This window comes from Pseudomonas sp. IT-P44 (assembly GCF_949768225.1).
Taxonomy (GTDB): Bacteria; Pseudomonadota; Gammaproteobacteria; order Pseudomonadales; family Pseudomonadaceae; genus Aquipseudomonas; species Aquipseudomonas migulae.
Genome location: NZ_CATKQM010000068.1, coordinates 14,941 through 30,982 on the forward strand (window position 1 = coordinate 14,941; position 16,042 = coordinate 30,982).

Annotated in this window: 14 protein-coding genes; 6 read left to right on the top strand and 8 right to left on the bottom strand. The window is 59.9% G+C overall.

Features of this window, described 5'->3' with window-relative positions; translation table 11 throughout:
- Window positions 1–10 precede the first annotated feature (10 nt).
- The 3 genes from ureG to ACM6IO_RS25685 all read left to right on the top strand — a co-directional run bounded on the left by ureG (window position 11) and on the right by ACM6IO_RS25685 (window position 2,489).
- Window positions 11–625: an urease accessory protein UreG gene (gene ureG, locus ACM6IO_RS25675; RefSeq protein WP_008035409.1), complete on the top strand. Its 615-nt coding sequence runs from the start codon at window positions 11–13 to the stop codon at window positions 623–625.
- A gap of 34 nt (window positions 626–659) precedes the next feature.
- Complete coding sequence (locus tag ACM6IO_RS25680) at window positions 660–1,232, top strand: HupE/UreJ family protein (RefSeq protein ID WP_192226939.1); 573 nt, start codon at window positions 660–662, stop codon at window positions 1,230–1,232.
- A 129-nt stretch (window positions 1,233–1,361) separates the two neighbouring features.
- Window positions 1,362–2,489: an AGE family epimerase/isomerase gene (locus ACM6IO_RS25685; RefSeq protein WP_414912481.1), complete on the top strand. Its 1,128-nt coding sequence runs from the start codon at window positions 1,362–1,364 to the stop codon at window positions 2,487–2,489.
- A gap of 109 nt (window positions 2,490–2,598) precedes the next feature.
- On the opposite strand, the gene ACM6IO_RS25690 is transcribed toward ACM6IO_RS25685, so the two are convergent.
- The 8 genes from ACM6IO_RS25690 to ACM6IO_RS25725 form a co-directional block, all read right to left on the bottom strand.
- A complete protein-coding gene (locus ACM6IO_RS25690; protein WP_008035394.1) occupies window positions 2,599–3,363 on the bottom strand; it encodes an SDR family oxidoreductase in 765 nt (254 codons plus the stop codon).
- Between the two features lie 830 nt (window positions 3,364–4,193).
- Window positions 4,194–4,910 (bottom strand): ABC transporter ATP-binding protein, encoded by a 717-nt coding sequence (locus ACM6IO_RS25695; protein WP_414912482.1) that lies wholly within the window; start codon window positions 4,908–4,910, stop codon window positions 4,194–4,196.
- On the bottom strand, window positions 4,907–5,782 hold the full coding sequence (locus tag ACM6IO_RS25700; protein WP_192226937.1) for an ABC transporter ATP-binding protein: 876 nt from the start codon (window positions 5,780–5,782) through the stop codon (window positions 4,907–4,909). Before ACM6IO_RS25700 ends, ACM6IO_RS25695 begins: the two co-directional genes overlap by 4 nt.
- Complete coding sequence (livM, locus tag ACM6IO_RS25705) at window positions 5,779–7,062, bottom strand: high-affinity branched-chain amino acid ABC transporter permease LivM (protein WP_008035387.1); 1,284 nt, start codon at window positions 7,060–7,062, stop codon at window positions 5,779–5,781. Before livM ends, ACM6IO_RS25700 begins: the two co-directional genes overlap by 4 nt.
- Before the next feature lie 3 nt (window positions 7,063–7,065).
- The gene (locus ACM6IO_RS25710; RefSeq protein ID WP_008035385.1) at window positions 7,066–7,980 is read right to left on the bottom strand and encodes an ABC transporter permease subunit; all 915 of its coding nucleotides are present in this window, start codon (window positions 7,978–7,980) and stop codon (window positions 7,066–7,068) included.
- Between the two features lie 171 nt (window positions 7,981–8,151).
- Window positions 8,152–9,285: a branched-chain amino acid ABC transporter substrate-binding protein gene (locus tag ACM6IO_RS25715; protein WP_008035383.1), complete on the bottom strand. Its 1,134-nt coding sequence runs from the start codon at window positions 9,283–9,285 to the stop codon at window positions 8,152–8,154.
- Between the two features lie 365 nt (window positions 9,286–9,650).
- The gene (locus ACM6IO_RS25720; RefSeq protein ID WP_008035381.1) at window positions 9,651–10,934 is read right to left on the bottom strand and encodes an NAD(P)/FAD-dependent oxidoreductase; all 1,284 of its coding nucleotides are present in this window, start codon (window positions 10,932–10,934) and stop codon (window positions 9,651–9,653) included.
- A 132-nt stretch (window positions 10,935–11,066) separates the two neighbouring features.
- Window positions 11,067–12,557, bottom strand: a complete 1,491-nt coding sequence (locus tag ACM6IO_RS25725) for an aldehyde dehydrogenase family protein (RefSeq protein WP_008043154.1) — start codon at window positions 12,555–12,557, stop codon at window positions 11,067–11,069.
- A 174-nt stretch (window positions 12,558–12,731) separates the two neighbouring features.
- On the opposite strand from ACM6IO_RS25725, the gene ACM6IO_RS25730 reads away from it, so the two are divergent.
- The 3 genes from ACM6IO_RS25730 to nadE all read left to right on the top strand — a co-directional run bounded on the left by ACM6IO_RS25730 (window position 12,732) and on the right by nadE (window position 15,912).
- The gene (locus ACM6IO_RS25730; RefSeq protein ID WP_008043152.1) at window positions 12,732–13,637 is read left to right on the top strand and encodes a LysR family transcriptional regulator; all 906 of its coding nucleotides are present in this window, start codon (window positions 12,732–12,734) and stop codon (window positions 13,635–13,637) included.
- Window positions 13,638–13,853: 216 nt separating this feature from the next.
- Window positions 13,854–15,080, top strand: coding sequence for a nicotinate phosphoribosyltransferase (pncB, locus tag ACM6IO_RS25735; protein ID WP_008043148.1), 1,227 nt, complete (start codon window positions 13,854–13,856; stop codon window positions 15,078–15,080).
- Window positions 15,081–15,084: 4 nt separating this feature from the next.
- Window positions 15,085–15,912 carry an ammonia-dependent NAD(+) synthetase gene (nadE, locus tag ACM6IO_RS25740; protein ID WP_008043144.1) on the top strand — a complete coding sequence of 276 codons (828 nt, stop codon included), beginning with the start codon at window positions 15,085–15,087 and terminating at the stop codon, window positions 15,910–15,912.
- Window positions 15,913–16,042 lie beyond the last annotated feature (130 nt).

A 16,042-nucleotide genomic window follows, 5' to 3' on the forward strand; every position in this document is an offset into this window, starting at 1 on the left:
GGAGAATCACATGAACACACAACCTCTGCGCGTCGGCATCGGCGGCCCGGTCGGTTCCGGCAAAACCGCCCTGACGCTGGCCCTGTGCCTGGCGTTGCGCGAGCGCTACAACCTGGCGGTCGTGACCAACGACATCTACACCCGCGAAGACGCCGATTTTCTGGTGCGCAACCAGGCCCTGGCGCCGGAACGGATCATCGGCGTGGAAACCGGCGGCTGCCCGCACACGGCGATCCGCGAAGACGCCTCGATCAACCTCGAAGCCGTGGATCAACTGAACCGACGCTTTCCGGGGCTGGATCTGATTCTGGTGGAGTCCGGAGGCGACAACCTTTCGGCCACGTTCAGCCCGGAATTGTCCGACCTGACGATTTACGTAATCGACGTCTCGGCGGGCGACAAGCTGCCGCGCAAGGGCGGGCCGGGGATCTGCAAATCCGACCTGCTGGTGATCAACAAAGTCGACCTCGCACCGCTGGTAGGCGCGTCGCTTTCGATGATGGACAGCGACACGAAGCGCATGCGCAACGGCAAACCGTTTGTCTTCAGCAACCAGAAAACCGGGCTGGGCCTGGAAGAAATCATCGCGTTCATCGAGCGCCAGGGCCTGCTGACCGCTGCCTGATCACGATCAAACTTATCAACAAGGAAGCTTATCCATGACACTTAAACGCATCCTGGGCGCCATGGCCCTGCTGCTGACTCCGGCCATCGCCTTCGCCCACCCCGGTCACGGCGACAATGGCTTGATCGCCGGCATCAGCCACCCGATTGGCGGCCTTGATCACTTGCTGGCGATGGTTGCCGTCGGGCTGTGGGCGGCACAGCAGAAAGGCGCTGCACGCTGGGCGCTGCCGTGCACGTTCGTTGGCACCATGCTGATCGGCGGCCTGCTCGGTTTTGAAGGGCTGAACCTGCCAGCGCTGGAAAGCGGGATTGCGGCGTCGGTACTGGCGCTGGGGCTGGCGGTGGCGCTGGCGGTACGTCCGCCACTGAGCGTGGCGGTGGGTGCGACGGCGTTGTTTGCGTTGTTCCATGGCGTGGCGCATGGGCTGGAATTGCCGGACATGTCGAGCCCTTGGGCCTATGCCGCAGGGTTTGTGGCGGCAACGGCGGCGTTGCATGCGGCGGGTTATGCGCTGGTTCGCGTGTTGCCGCAAGCAGCGGCACCTCTGGTTCGTCTGGCGGGCGCGGCGTCGGCAGCGACCGGTGTGTGGTTGTTGGCGGGTTGATTTGGTTTTGCCGGTAATAGCCTCTTCCTGTAGGAGCGAGGCTTGCCCGCGAAGAGGCCTGACAGACACCACATCTCTCAGGCCTGATAACATGTCGCGCATTCGACCCTGCCGTGACGACGCCAGCCAATGCCTCATGCTCCCCGCTCCGCTTCCCAGCCTGAATTGACCGCTCTGTTTGCCGCGGTGCAACAGCATTTCCAGGACGTGATCGTGCCCCTCTGGCAAGGCCCCGGCTGGAATGCCGAACTGGCGCTGCCCTACGAAGCACTGGATGCCGAGCATCATCCCTTGCCACCGCAACGCTACCGGGCCATGGCCTGCGCGCGGCAGCTGTATCTGTTTTCCAGCCTGATCGGCCAGGTGCCGGGCGCGAAAGAGCGTGCGGCTGCGTTGTTCCGCTCGTTGCAGCAACATTTCCACGATGCCGAACACGGTGGCTGGTTCTACAGCATCGACCCGCAGGGCGCGCCGCTGGATCAGCGCAAAGATCTCTACACTCACGCCTTCATCCTCTTCGCCTGCGCCCATTACTGGGACAAGGTTCGCGAACCGCTGGTGGAGTCGGTGCTCAACGCGGTGCTGGAAGTGCTTGATCAGCGCTTCAGTTCGGGCGACGGCTTGTATGAAGCCGGCCTTGAGCGTGATTGGTCGTTGCTGAACACCGGGCCGCTGCAAAACCCGCTGATGCACCTCGCCGAAGCATTTCTTGCCACGCTTTCAGTGCGTGAAGACCTCGCCGTGCAGCGTGCGCTCGTCGAGTTATGCACAGCCATGCAACAACGCTTTATCGATCCGCAACACAGTGTGCTGATGGAAAAACCGCTGGGGTCTGTGGATAACTGGTTTGAACCGGGACACCAGTTCGAATGGTATTTCCTGCTGGAGTCTTCGCCGCTGTTGCGCGGTTCGAAACTGCACGCCTCTGTGGAGCGCGCCTTTGCGTTCACCGAGCAACTGGGCGTCGATCAATCGAGTGGCGCCGTGCGCGCGATGCTCACGCTCGACGGGCATTCGAAAGATGCCACCCAACGCATCTGGGCTCAGGCTGAATACTTGCGTGCGTTGACGCTGCGCCCGGACAGCGGGGCATCGGTATTGCACCAGTTGCAGGCGCTGCAACAGCGTTCTCTGCATGGGCGCGGCTGGTATGAGTGTCGTGACGAGAACGGTGAAGTGAGCCGGCAGGATATGCCGTCGACTACGCCTTATCACTTGGCGACCTGCTATCGCGGGTTGGTCGACTATCTTCGTTGACAAATAGATCGTATTCGCGGGCAAGTCGGACCGCCGCACCGCTCGCTCCTACAGGTTTTGCATAGACCTGTAGGAGCGAGGCTTGCCCGCGAATGGACGTTACGCAGTCTTACCCCTTGTTACGCTCAATCGCAAACCCGGCCCAGGTCTGGCTCACCGGCATCAACTCGAGGCTGTTGATGTTGATGTGCGCCGGCGCATTGAGCACCCAGAAAATGGTCTCGGCGATGTCTTGCGGCTGGATCGCCTCGGCACCGGCGTAGGTCGCGTTGTAACGCTCCTGGTCACCGGCAAAGCGCACCAGCGAGAACTCACTCTCACACAGGCCCGGCTCGATGTTGCTGACGCGAACGCCCGTGCCTTGCAGGTCGCAGCGCAGGTTCAGGGAGAACTGTTTGACGAAGGCCTTGCTCGCGCCATACACGTGGCTGCCCGGATACGGGTAGTTGCCGGCAATGGAACCGAGGTTGATGATGCCGGCGCCACGGCCATGGGCGATCAAACGCGGCAACAGCAGGCGAGTGCTGTACATCAGGCCCTTGATGTTGGTGTCGACCATGGTGTCCCAATCATCAAGATCGCACTTCGGCGCCGGATCCACGCCGAGCGCCAGGCCAGCGTTGTTGATCAACCCGCGCAGCTTGGCGAAGGATGGTGGCAGGTTGGCGATCGCCTCCTCCATGGCCTTGCGATCACGCACGTCGAGCACCAGGGCATGGACCTCGGTCTGCTTCGACAACTCGGCGCACAAGGCATTGAGGCGCTCTTCACGACGACCTGTCAGCACCAGTTTCCAGCCAGCCTCGGCAAAACGACGGGCACAGGCTTCGCCAAAACCGGAAGTCGCGCCGGTAATAAACAGGGTGTTGGACATCGTGTTCTCCTTGCTTCGGCCGACGGGCCGCCATTGGATTAGAAAATCAGCTGGCAGCATGCCCGGCCTTGCCGACAGCGGCAACTATCAGAAAATCTGTACGAAAAACAACCAACGCGAGCAACGCCATATACACCGTGGCCTGTAGCTATGTACGCGCACGTTATCCACAGGCCGGTCCACAGTTTCCGGGGGCAAGTGAAAAAGCTGGAAGCCGCTGTGCACAAGGCTTTGCGGGCAGATCATAAAGTTTTTCGCTTGACCCTGAAGTGCTGGCTGTGTAGCCCAAGGCGTTTTGCACGATTGACCGGGTTAACCAACGATGGCGCCAAGCCAGTAACTACGGCCCTTAGCCGAGTCTTTCCAGAGTTTAACCACAGACTTATCCACAGGCTTCCCTCGTGTGTTTGAGGCCACTTTCGCAACCAATAAAAAGGTTGACAACGCTGACCTGAAGCCCGGCAAAAACGCCTGATCAAAAAACAACCACATCGCTGCAAGCCACGATTTAAACGGCTCTCAGCCAGCTACTCCCACGTTATTCACAGCCAGTTCCACAGCAAACGGGGACAAGTCAAAACCGTGACAAAACAACTATTTGCAGCGGCTTTATGTCGCGCTTTGAGAGCTTGGCAAATTTGTTTTCCACAATTCACCGACAACTTTGTGGGAGCGGGCTTGCTCGCGAAGGCGGTGGCACATCTGGCATCAACGTGACTGAAACACCGCCTTCGCGAGCAAGCCCGCTCCCACAAGGGATTTGCGGTGTATTGGAGGCGTAAAAAAGCCCCGACGATTGCTCGTCGGGGCTTTGGGTATTTCAACAGGACTCAATGCCCGCCGAGATAAGCGTTACGCACCTCTTCGTTCACCAGCAGCTCCTTGCCGGTGCCACTGAGGCGGATCTCGCCGTTGACCATCACGTATGCCCGATCCGACAACCGCAGGGCGTGGTTGGCGTTCTGCTCGACCAGAAAGATAGTCATGCCGGTCTTGGCCAGTTCCCGCAGGGTGGCAAAGATCTGTTTCACCACAATCGGCGCGAGCCCCAGGCTCGGCTCATCGAGCAACAGCAGTTTCGGCCGGCTCATCAACGCACGGGCAATGGCGAGCATTTGCTGTTCGCCGCCGGACATGGTCATGGCCCGCTGGGTCCGCCGCTCTTCGAGACGCGGAAACAGCGCGAACATGCGTTGCATGTCTTCCTTGGCGTACTTGTCACCAATCGGGATGGTGCCCATCTGCAGGTTTTCCTCGACGGTCATGTCGGGGAACACGCGCCGGCCTTCCGGTGATTGTGCAATGCCGTTGGACGCAATGTAGTGCGACGACTTATGGGTGATGTCCACGCCCTGATAGATGATCTGCCCGTCTGCCGCGCGCGGCTGGCCGAAGATCGACATCAGCAGGGTCGACTTGCCCGCGCCGTTGGAACCGATGAGGCTGACGGTCTCCCCTTCGTTGATGTGCATCGAGACTTTTTTCAGGGCCTGGATCGGGCCGTAAAACACGTCCAGGTCTTTGAGTTCGAGGATCGGTTTGCTCATAGCACCACCTCCTCTTCATCGGCGCCCAGGTAGGCTGCAATCACTTTCGGATCGTTGCGAATCGCCTCGGGGCCACCCTCGGCGATGACGACGCCGTGGTCCAGCACCACGATGTGGTCGGAAATGCTCATAACCATGCCCATGTCGTGTTCGATCAGCACCACGGTCAGATCGTGCTCGTCGCGCAGCAGCCGGATCATCGCGCTCAGCGCTTCGGTTTCCTGAGGGTTGAGGCCGGCGGCCGGTTCGTCGAGGCAGATGATCTGCGGCCGGGTGCACATGGCCCGCGCAATCTCCAGACGACGCTGCTGGCCGTAGGACAACTCACCGGCCAGACGGTTGGCGCAATCCACCAGGTCCACCACTTCCAGCCAGTAGAAGGCGTGGTCCAGCGCATCGCTTTCAGCCTTGCGATAGCCCTTGGTATTGAGGATGCCCGCGAGCATGCTGCGGTTGACCCACATGTGTTGGGCCACCAGCAGGTTTTCCAGCACCGACATTTCCTTGAACAGGCGAATGTTCTGGAAGGTCCGCGCCAGGCCGGCACGGTTCACCAGGTGAGTGCCGCCGAACATCTTGTAATGGAGCCGGCTGATGAAGTTTTTCGGCGATACAAAATCAGTCGCCTTGAACGGTTCACCGAGCATTTTGATGACATCGGTGCGCTCGCCGCGCACGTTGAGTTCGATCTTGCCGCCCGAGGCCTTGTAGAACCCGGTCAGGCAGTTGAACACGGTGGTCTTGCCGGCGCCGTTGGGGCCGATCAGGGCGAAGATCGAGTTGCGCTTGACCTTCAGGCTGACATCGTTCAACGCCTTGATGCCGCCGAAGTGCATCATCAGCTTCTCGACCGAGAGTACGACTTCGCTCATGGCGCTACTCCTTTACGCGGGGTCACACCGGTACGGCTGATCCGAATCAGGCCGCGCGGTCGCCAGATCATCATCAACACCATCAGGATGCCGAACAGCAGCACGCGGTATTCCGCGAAGCCACGCAGCAGTTCCGGGGCCACCGTCAGCACGAAGGCTGCGATAACCACGCCGATGGTCGAGCCCATGCCGCCGAGTACCACGATGGCGAGGATCAGGGCCGATTCAAAGAAGGTGAACGAGGTCGGGTTGACGAAGCCCTGGTAGGTGGCGAAGAACACGCCAGCGAGGCCGGCCGTCGACGCACCGATGGTGAACGCCGAAAGCTTGACCAGCACATGGTTCAAACCCATGGAACGGCAGGCGATTTCATCTTCACGCAAGGCTTCCCATGCGCGACCAACCGGCATGCGAGTCAAACGGTGCTTGATGTACAGCACGGCCAGCACGACCAGGAACAATACCGCGTAGATGAAGTAGTACTTCACGTCGGGGTTATAGGCGATGCCGAAAAACTCGTGGAACGGAACACCACCGTCCTTCGCCCTTTTGCCGAACTCGAGGCCGAAGAAGGTTGGCAGGGGCGCCGGCATACCGTTCGGGCCACCGGTCAGGGTCAGCCAGTTATTGAGGATCAAGCGGATGATTTCACCGAAGCCCAGGGTCACGATCGCCAGGTAGTCACCGTGCAGGCGCAATACCGGGAAACCGAGGATGCAACCGGCCAGCCCCGCCGTGATCGCCGCCAGTGGCAGCACCGTCCAGAAACCCAGCCCCAGGTATTGATAACCGAGTGCCAACCCATAGGCGCCGATGGCGTAGAACGCCACGTAACCGAGGTCGAGCAGGCCGGCCAGGCCAACCACGATGTTCAGACCAAGCCCGAGCAGCACGTAGATCAACCCGAGGATGACCACGCCCAGCAGGTAGGAGTTGGAGAAAAACGGGAACACCACGGCGATGACGATCATCAGCGGGATGATCCAGCGCAGCCGGGATTTGTAATCGGGTGCCAGTACATGAACCCCCGAACCGGTGGTTTCAAAGCCTTCGAGAATTCTCAGGCCTTTCGGCGTTTGCAGGAACAGGCTCAAGGCAAAGCGGCCGGCCATGACAATGGCGACAATCCACGCCACTCGGGTCGTTTCCAGATTGAAGCCATAGCCGTCGAGGACTATGCCAACAATCGGGCCGAACACGATGAGGGCGACAAGACCGGCAAGAATCGCGTCAACCAGGCTTCTTTTGAGATCAATGGTTTTTTTAGTGGTTGAAGACATCGCTTACACCTTCGACACAAGAGGACGGCCGAGCAGGCCTTGGGGCCGAAAGACCAGAACGAGAACGAGCAGCGAGAAGCTGAAAACGTCTTTGTAGTCCGAGTTGACCAGACCCGAGAACAGCGACTCGGAAATCCCGAGGATGATCCCGCCGAGCATCGCGCCAGGCAGCGAGCCGATCCCGCCGAGTACCGCTGCGGTGAACGCCTTGATGCCGATGACGAAGCCTGCGTAGAAGTCGAACGTGCCGTAGTTCATGGTGATCAGCACGCCGGCCAGGGCCGCCATTGCCGCACCGATGATGAACACGTAGGAAATGACGCGGTCGGTGTTGATCCCAAGGATGGAGGCCATCTTGCGGTCTTGCTGGGTGGCGCGGCACATGCGGCCGAGCTTGGTGTACTTGATGACGTAGGTCAGCAGGGCCATGCCGGCGAATGCGGCAACCAGGATGAAGATCTTGGTGTAGGTGAGCTGGACGAAGCCGCTTCCGACTTCCACTCGCCATGCACCGGTCAGCAGGGTCGGTACGCCTTGTTGACGCGCGCCCTGTGCGATCTGTGCATAGTTTTGCAGGATCAGCGAAATACCGATGGCGCTGATCAGCGGTGCCAGTCGGGTGGAGTTACGCAGGGGTTTGTAGGCGACACGCTCGATGACCCAGCCATAGACCGCTGTGACGATGATGGTGAAGACCAGTGTGCCAAGCATCAGCAGAGGGAAGGATTCAATACCGAAGTATGCCAGCAGAGCCAGACTGATTGCCGCGAGGTAAGCGGAAATCATGTAAACCTCGCCGTGGGCGAAGTTGATCATGCCGATGATGCCATAGACCATTGTGTAGCCGATGGCGATCAGGCCATAGACCGACCCGAGGGTCAGGCCGTTGACCAGTTGCTGCAGGAAAATACCATCCATAACGCAATCTCACGCATTTGAGAGACTGCACAGAAGCGAGGTGCGACGGACCGGGGTTCAGCCACCCGCGCAACACGGTTGTGTGCAGCTCTACGAGAAAAGACAGGTACTGCACGGACATGTTCTTCGATTGCCCGGCGCTCAAGGCGCCGGGCAGATCAACAGCTCATATCACTTCTGTTTTTCCAGTTGGTGGTATTTGCCATCCTTGTCCCACTGATAAACCACGTAGTCGGAGACTTTCAGGTCGCCCTTGGCGTCCCAGGTCTTTTCGCCCATCACGGTTTTAACCGGGTTTTTCTTCAGCCACTCAGCCGCTTTTTCGCCGCTGTTGGACTTGGCGCCGTTGAAAGCAGCCGCCAGGGTCTGAACCGAAGCGTAGGCGTACAGGGTGTAGCCTTCTGGCTCGGTGCCGGCTTTGCGGAAGGTGTCTACCACGGTTTTGCTGTCTGGCAGCAGGCGTGGGTCGGCACCGAAGGTCATGTACACGCCATCAACGTTCTGCGGGCCACCGGCGGTGGTCACGAGTTCGTCAGTAACGATGCCGTCATCGGACATGAATTTGACGTCCTTGAGGCCTTGTTCACGCAGTTGGCGAACCAGTGGACCAGCTTCCGGGTGCAGGCCGCCGAAATAGACGACATCGGCACCGGCTGCACGGATCTTGGTTACCACGGCGCTGAAGTCTTTCTCGCCGCGGGTCAGGCCTTCGTACAGAACCGGCGTTACGCCGCGCTTGGCCAGTTGAGCCTTGGTGGCGTCGGCCAGACCTTGGCCGTAGGTGTCTTTGTCGTGCAGAACCACGACTTTCTTGCCCTTGAGCACGTCGACGATGTAGTCGCCGGCAACGATGCCCTGCTGGTCGTCACGACCGCACATACGGAACATGGCGCTCAGGCCACGCTCGGTCACCTGTGGGTTGGTGGAACCCGGAGTGATTGCGATGATGCCTGCTTCGTCGTAGATCTCGGAGGCCGGGATGGTCGACGAGGAGCAGAAGTGACCAACCACGCCTGCCACTTTCTGGTTGGTCAGGTCCTTGGCGACCGTCACAGCCTGTTTCGGTTCGCAGGCGTCATCGCCCTTGACCAGTACGATTTTTTCCCCGTTGACGCCGCCCGACGCGTTGATTGCGTCGGCTGCTGCCTGTGCACCCTTCATGTACTGCTCGCCAAATGCTGCGTTGGCGCCTGTCATAGGACCCGCAACACCGATTTTTACGTCAGCCTGTGCAAACGCAGAAACACCCAGCGCAGCTGCCACTGCGAGGGCCAGAAAGCCTTTCTTGTAAAACGTCTGGGACATGAGGTGGTGCTCCAAGGTTTTTTTTTAGTTGGCACTGCGACTTCACTGAATGCTCAGAGCAAGGGCCGTGCCATCGGTTTTTTATTCTGAAAAAAGTCGCTGCTTTATTGTTATTTCGACTGTTTCGAGCCCATTTTCATTGGGCGTGCAACCGTCTAAACCGCGGAAGGTGAAACCATTTATTTTTTAAGGCGCAACCCACGCGCGCCATCATTGCAACCGCGGCGCCAAACGACGTGCAACCAGCCTGTAACAACGTGCGTCACCGAAGTGCACACTGCTGGTGCGGTACTGCTACAACCCGCACCTTTTACAGGCTAGCCGCTGCGCCGAAAAGCGCCGCTTCCAGCAACAAATTTCAACAATCAAATCACGATCCGCAGGCACTGGCCCGCGTGATACAGCGAAAACCCCGCCTCATATAGACAGCTACGCAGCCCCACCCCCGCCAGTGGCTGCATGGGTGCGAAGGGAATCGGCAGCGCCTGAGGATTTCCGTTACACAAATAATCGGCAAAGGCTTTGCCGACGACGGTCCCCGTGGTCACGCCCCGACCGTTGTAACCGGTGACTGCCACTAAACCGGGCGCCGGTTCGAACAGACGCATCAAATGATCGGGAGTAAATGCGATGCAACCGGTCCAGGTGCACTCCCATTCCACCTGTTTGAGGTACGGAAAATAGTGCTGCTGAACCCGGTCGGCCCAAGCCTTGAGGAACCAGGTCGGCTTCTGATTGCCATTACCCAGACTGCCGAGTAACAGGCGACCGTCTTTGTCGCGACGAATACTGCTGAGCACCTGCCGGGTGTCCCACGAACCCTGGCCACCCGGGAGGATTTGCTGCGCGGCGTCGTCAGTCAGCGGCACCGAGGCCACTTGATAGTAATAACCGGGGAAGAAATTGCGCCGCAATTCCGTCCAGTCACCTTCGGTGTAAGCGTTGGATGCAATCACGACTTGCTCGGCAAGCACCGAACCCTGCGCCGTTTGCACCGACCAACGCTGGCCCTGACGTTCGAGCCTGGTCACGGGAGAATGATCGAACAGCCGACCACCAAGGCCGATGGCCGCCTTGGCCAGCCCCGTGGTGTAAGCCATCGGGTTGATCGTGCCGGCACGCTTGTCGAGCAACGCGGCGGCGATCTTTTTGGTGCCGGTTGCTTGTTCGCAGGCTTGACCGGTCAGCAGTTCCACCGGGGCGCCGCGACGTTTCCATTGTTCTTCACGACTGCGCAAATCCGCTTCGCCACGGGCGTTGTGCGCCATGTGCAACGTGCCTTCGCGGCGTAACTGGCAATCGATGTTGTATTTGTCGACCAGGCTGAACACCAGGGACGGCGCGGCACCCAGCATGCGATTGAGCTGACTGCCCACCGCTTCGCCGAACCCGGCTTCGATCTCGTCCGGTGGAATCCACATGCCGGCGTTGACCAGCCCGACGTTGCGCCCCGAACCGCCATGACCGGCACGATGAGCTTCCAGCACACACACCGTCTTGCCTTGTTCCAGCAGATGCACCGCCGCCGACAGACCGGTGAACCCGGCACCGATGACGCAGACATCGACCGTTACTTCGCCCTTGAGCGCAGCATTGTCGGGCCTTTGCGGCGTCAGTTTTTCCCACAGACACTCTTCGCGTAACGGCATTGCCAGACTCCAACAGAAACCTAACAAACAACAAAGCAAAAGCTTCGCGGGCAAGTCGGATCGCCGCCCGCTCGCTCCTACAGGTGTTGAGTGATCCTGTGTAGGAGCGAGGCTTGCCCGCGAAGGGGCCCATCAGTCGAACGTAATGCCCTGCGCCAACGGCAACTCCAGCGAGTAGTTCACGGTGTTGGTCTGGCGGCGCATGTACCCGCGCCAGGCATCGGAGCCCGACTCACGACCACCGCCGGTTTCTTTCTCGCCACCAAACGCGCCGCCGATTTCCGCGCCGCTCGGGCCGATGTTGACGTTGGCGATGCCGCAGTCGCTGCCCACTGCCGACATGAATTGCTCGGCTTCACGCACGTCAGTGGTGAAGATGCACGAGGACAGGCCTTGTGGCACGGCATTGTTCAAACGCAGGGCTTCGTCGAAGTCTTTGTAGCCGATCACATAAAGAATCGGCGCGAAGGTTTCGTGGCAGACCACGTCGCTCTGCTCCGGCATTTCAACAATGGCCGGCGAGACGTAGTAAGCGTTCGGGTATTTGTCTTCCAGCTGACGTTTGCCGCCGAAGACCCGGCCGCCCTCGCTCAGGGCCTGTTCCAGCGCATCCTGCATGTTGTCGAAGCTGTGCTTGTCGATCAGCGGGCCGATCAGGTTGCCTTCCAGCGGGTTGCCGATACGCACTTTCGAGTACGCGGCTTTCAGGCGGGTGACGATCTCTTCTTTCACCGATTCGTGAGCGATCAGGCGACGCAACGTGGTGCAGCGCTGACCGGCAGTGCCGACGGCGCTGAACAGGATGGCGCGAACGGCCATGTCCAGGTCTGCGCTTGGGCCGAGGATCATGGCGTTGTTGCCACCCAGTTCAAGAATGCTGCGGGCGAAACGTGCGGCGATTTTCGGTGCCACTTCGCGGCCCATGCGGGTGCTGCCGGTGGCGCTGATCAGCGCGACACGCGGGTCATCGACCAGTGCTTCGCCAGCATCACGACCGCCAATGATTACCTGGCTCAGGTGCGCAGGTGCATCGCTGAAGTTTTTCAGTACGCGGTCGAACAGCGCCTGGCAGGCCAGTGCGGTCAACGGGGTTTTCTCCGACGGTTTCCAGATCACCGGGTTGCCGCAGACCAGCGCCAGCGTGGTGTTCCAGGCCCAGACCGCGACCGGGAAGTTGAACGCACTGATCACGCCCACGACGCCCAGCGGGTGCCAGGTTTCGCGCATGTGGTGGCCTGGACGCTCGGAGGCGATGGTCAAGCCGTACAGTTGACGGGACAGACCGACGGCGAAGTCGCAGATGTCGATCATCTCCTGAACTTCACCCAGGCCTTCCTGAGTGATCTTGCCCGCTTCCCAGGACACCAGCTCGCCGAGGTCGGCCTTGTATTCGCGCAGGATGTCGCCCAGTTGACGCACCAGCTCGCCACGGCGCGGGGCCGGGACCTTGCGCCACAATTCGAACGCATGATCTGCGCGACTGATGTGCTGCTCGACTTCAGCGGCGCCTTCCCAGTTCACAGAGGCGATCTTGCTGCCATCGATCGGCGAATGCACCGGCACTTTGCCGTTCTGGTACAGGGCCGGGTTCACACCAAGACGATCAAGCAATGCGGCAACCATGGGTCACTCCTCGAGCTAAAACAGAAAACGTGCAGCCGGAATATCACGGCTGATCAGACCTGTAGTTTTAGCTCGCCGGAGGTTACCCAACAAACGACCTTTAAGAGAGATATCATTCCGTTTATTCATGCTGCGAATTGCTGGTCAGCAAGAAACAAGAAAAAAGGACAACCCATGCTGAATAAACGCTACCTGCCGTCGATCACCGCGCTGCAGTGTTTCGAGGCCGTGACCCGGCATTTGAGCTTCACGCGGGCCGCCGAAGAGCTGAACCTGACCCAGAGCGCCGTCAGCAAACAGGTCGCGCAACTCGAAGAATTGTTGCAGCACCTGTTGTTCCGGCGGGTGCGCCGACGCCTGCAAATGACCCCGGCCGGTGATTTGTATCTGGTTGAGGTACGAAAAATCCTCACGCAAGTCGAGATGTCGACCCATTACCTGCGTTCCTACGGCGGTGAGACCGAAGTCCTGCGCGTCTCGACGCCTCCGACGTTCGGCGCCCGCTGGCTGGTCCCCCGTTTGAAGGGCTGGCGACTGCGCCATCCGTCGATTCATCTGGACCTGTGCAGCGAGCAGGAAGCCGATGACCTGCTGCAAGGTCGCAGCGATCTGGCGTTCTATTTCGGCCAGGGCTCACGGCCCCGCACCGAATGCCTGAAGCTGTTCGGCGAAGAGCTTGTTCCGGTATGTGCGCCGAGCAGCCTGCCGGCCACGCCGTTCACCGATCCGACGCAACTCACCGACCTGGTCCTGCTGCAAAACGCCTCCCGGCCGCAGGCCTGGCACGACTGGTTCGACAGCCAGGGTTACCACACCGAACACAGCTACCACGGCCCGCGCTTCGAAACCTTTTATATGTGCATTCGCGCCGCACAGGTCGGCTGCGGCGTGGCGTTGTTACCGCGGTTTCTGGTGGAAGAGGAATTGGCCGACGGCAAACTGGTCATTCCCTGGCAGCATGCAATGCCCAGTTCCGACGCCTATTACCTGGCGTACCCGGAGCATTCGGCGGAAGTGCCGAAGGTGCGGGATTTTGTGAAGTGGATGCTGGAACAGATCGACAGCCCTGTAATGCCTTGAGGACGCCTTCGCCGGCAAGCCGTGCTCCTACAGGTTTCGGGCCAGACAAAGGTCCTGTAGGAGCCGGGCTTGCCGGCGAAGAGGCCATCAGCAGCGGCACAACCCTCACAAAAAAACACTGGCAATACCCCGCGCTGATATGCGCCACTAGCCCCCATCATTGAAACAGCTGCAACGTCGCCGCCACGGGCCGCGGCCAGCCTGGAGAACCCCGTTATGAGCGAGAGTGTGTTTGCCGATCGCATCGTGCAGAACCTGCTCGACACCGACTTCTACAAACTGACGATGATGCAGGCGGTGCTGCACAACTACCCGAACGTGGAAGTCGAATGGGAGTTTCGTTGCCGTAACAGTGAGGATTTGCGCCCGTACCTGGCGGAAATCCGCTTTCAGATCGAGCGCCTGGCCGAGCTGAGCCTGAGCGCCGACCAGTTGAGCTTCATGGAGCGCATCAGCTTCATGAAGCCGGATTTCCTGCGTTTTCTCGGGTTGTTCCGCTTCAATCTGCGCTACGTCCACACCGGCATCGAAAACGGCGAACTGTTCATCCGCCTGCGCGGACCGTGGCTGCATGTGATCCTGTTCGAAGTGCCGCTGCTGTCCATCGTCAGCGAAGTGCGCAACCGCTATCGCTACCGGGAGATCGTGCTGGTGCAGGCGCGTGAACAGCTCTATCGCAAGTTCGACTGGCTGACCGCGAATGCCGGCAGTGACGAATTGTCCGAATTGCAGGTAGCCGATTTCGGTACTCGCCGTCGCTTCTCTTACCGTGTGCAGGAAGAAGTGGTGAACGTGCTCAAGCACGATTTCCCCGGGCGCTTCGTCGGCACCAGCAACGTGCACCTTTCGCGAGAGCTGGACATGAAACCGCTGGGCACCATGGCCCACGAGTGGATCATGGCCCACCAGCAACTGGGCCCGCGGCTGATCGACAGCCAGGCCGCCGCCCTCGATTGCTGGGTCCGCGAGTACCGCGGCCTGCTGGGGATTGCCTTGACGGACTGCATCACCATGGATGCCTTCCTCAACGACTTCGACCTGTTCTTCGCCAAGCTTTTTGACGGTCTGCGACATGACTCCGGTGATCCGGTGATCTGGGCGGAAAAGGCGATCGCCCACTATCAAAAGCTGGGCATCGACCCGATGAGCAAGACGCTGACGTTCTCCGACAGCCTGACGCTGCCCAAGGCGCTGGAAATATTTCGCGCATTGCGCGGTCGGATCAATGTCAGCTTCGGCATCGGTACCAACCTGACGTGCGATATTCCGGGTGTCGAACCGATGAGCATCGTGCTTAAAATGGCGGCCTGCAACGGCCAGCCGGTGGCAAAGATCTCCGACGAGCCTGGCAAGACTCACTGTAAAGACCCGAATTTCGTTGCCTATTTGCGACACGTTTTCAAAGTTCCTGCCGCCCTTTCCAGCACACCAAGCAAGGAGTGAATTCATGCAAGCCGTACAGCGTGAGATTGCTGAGCAGCTCAAGGTTCAACCGCCATTCGCCGACGAGGCCGCCCTCGAGGCTGAAATCGCGCGGCGCATCAGTTTCATCCAGGATTGCCTGGTCAATTCCGGGCTCAAGACCCTGGTGCTCGGGATCAGCGGCGGCGTCGATTCCCTGACCGCCGGCCTGCTGGCGCAGCGCGCCATGTGTGAACTGCGCACCCGCACCGGTGATGACAACTACAAGTTCATCGCCGTGCGCCTGCCGTACGAAACCCAGTTCGATGAACACGACGCCCAGGCATCGGTGGACTTCATCAAGCCAGATGAGCGTCACACCGTGAACATCGGCCCGGCGGTCAAATCCCTGGCCAATGAAGTGGCCGCGTTCGAAGGCAAGCACGCGGTCTCGGTGGATTTCGTCCTTGGCAACACCAAGGCGCGGATGCGCATGGTCGCCCAGTACACCATCGCCGGCGCGGCCCATGGCCTGGTGATCGGCACCGATCATGCGGCGGAAGCGGTGATGGGTTTCTTCACCAAATTCGGCGACGGCGCCTGCGACCTGGCCCCGTTGAGCGGCCTGGTGAAAAATCAGGTCCGGGCGATTGCCCGCAGTTTCGGCGCGCCGGAATCGCTGGTGGAAAAAGTCCCGACGGCGGACCTTGAAGACCTGTCGCCAGGTAAACCGGACGAAGCGTCCCATGGCGTGACGTATGCCGAGATCGACGCGTTCCTGCATGGGCAGCCGGTGCGTGAGGAAGCGTTCAAGATCATTTGCGATACGTACAGGAAGACCCATCACAAGCGGGTGATGCCTTTCGCCCCTTGATTTAGGTGGCGCCTGATCCGACGCCTTCGCGGGCAAGCCTCGCTCCTACAGGGTTTCGACACCGCCCCTGTAGGAGCGAGGCTTGCCCGCGAAGAACGATTACACGGTCAAACGCCGGGCACAAAAAAAG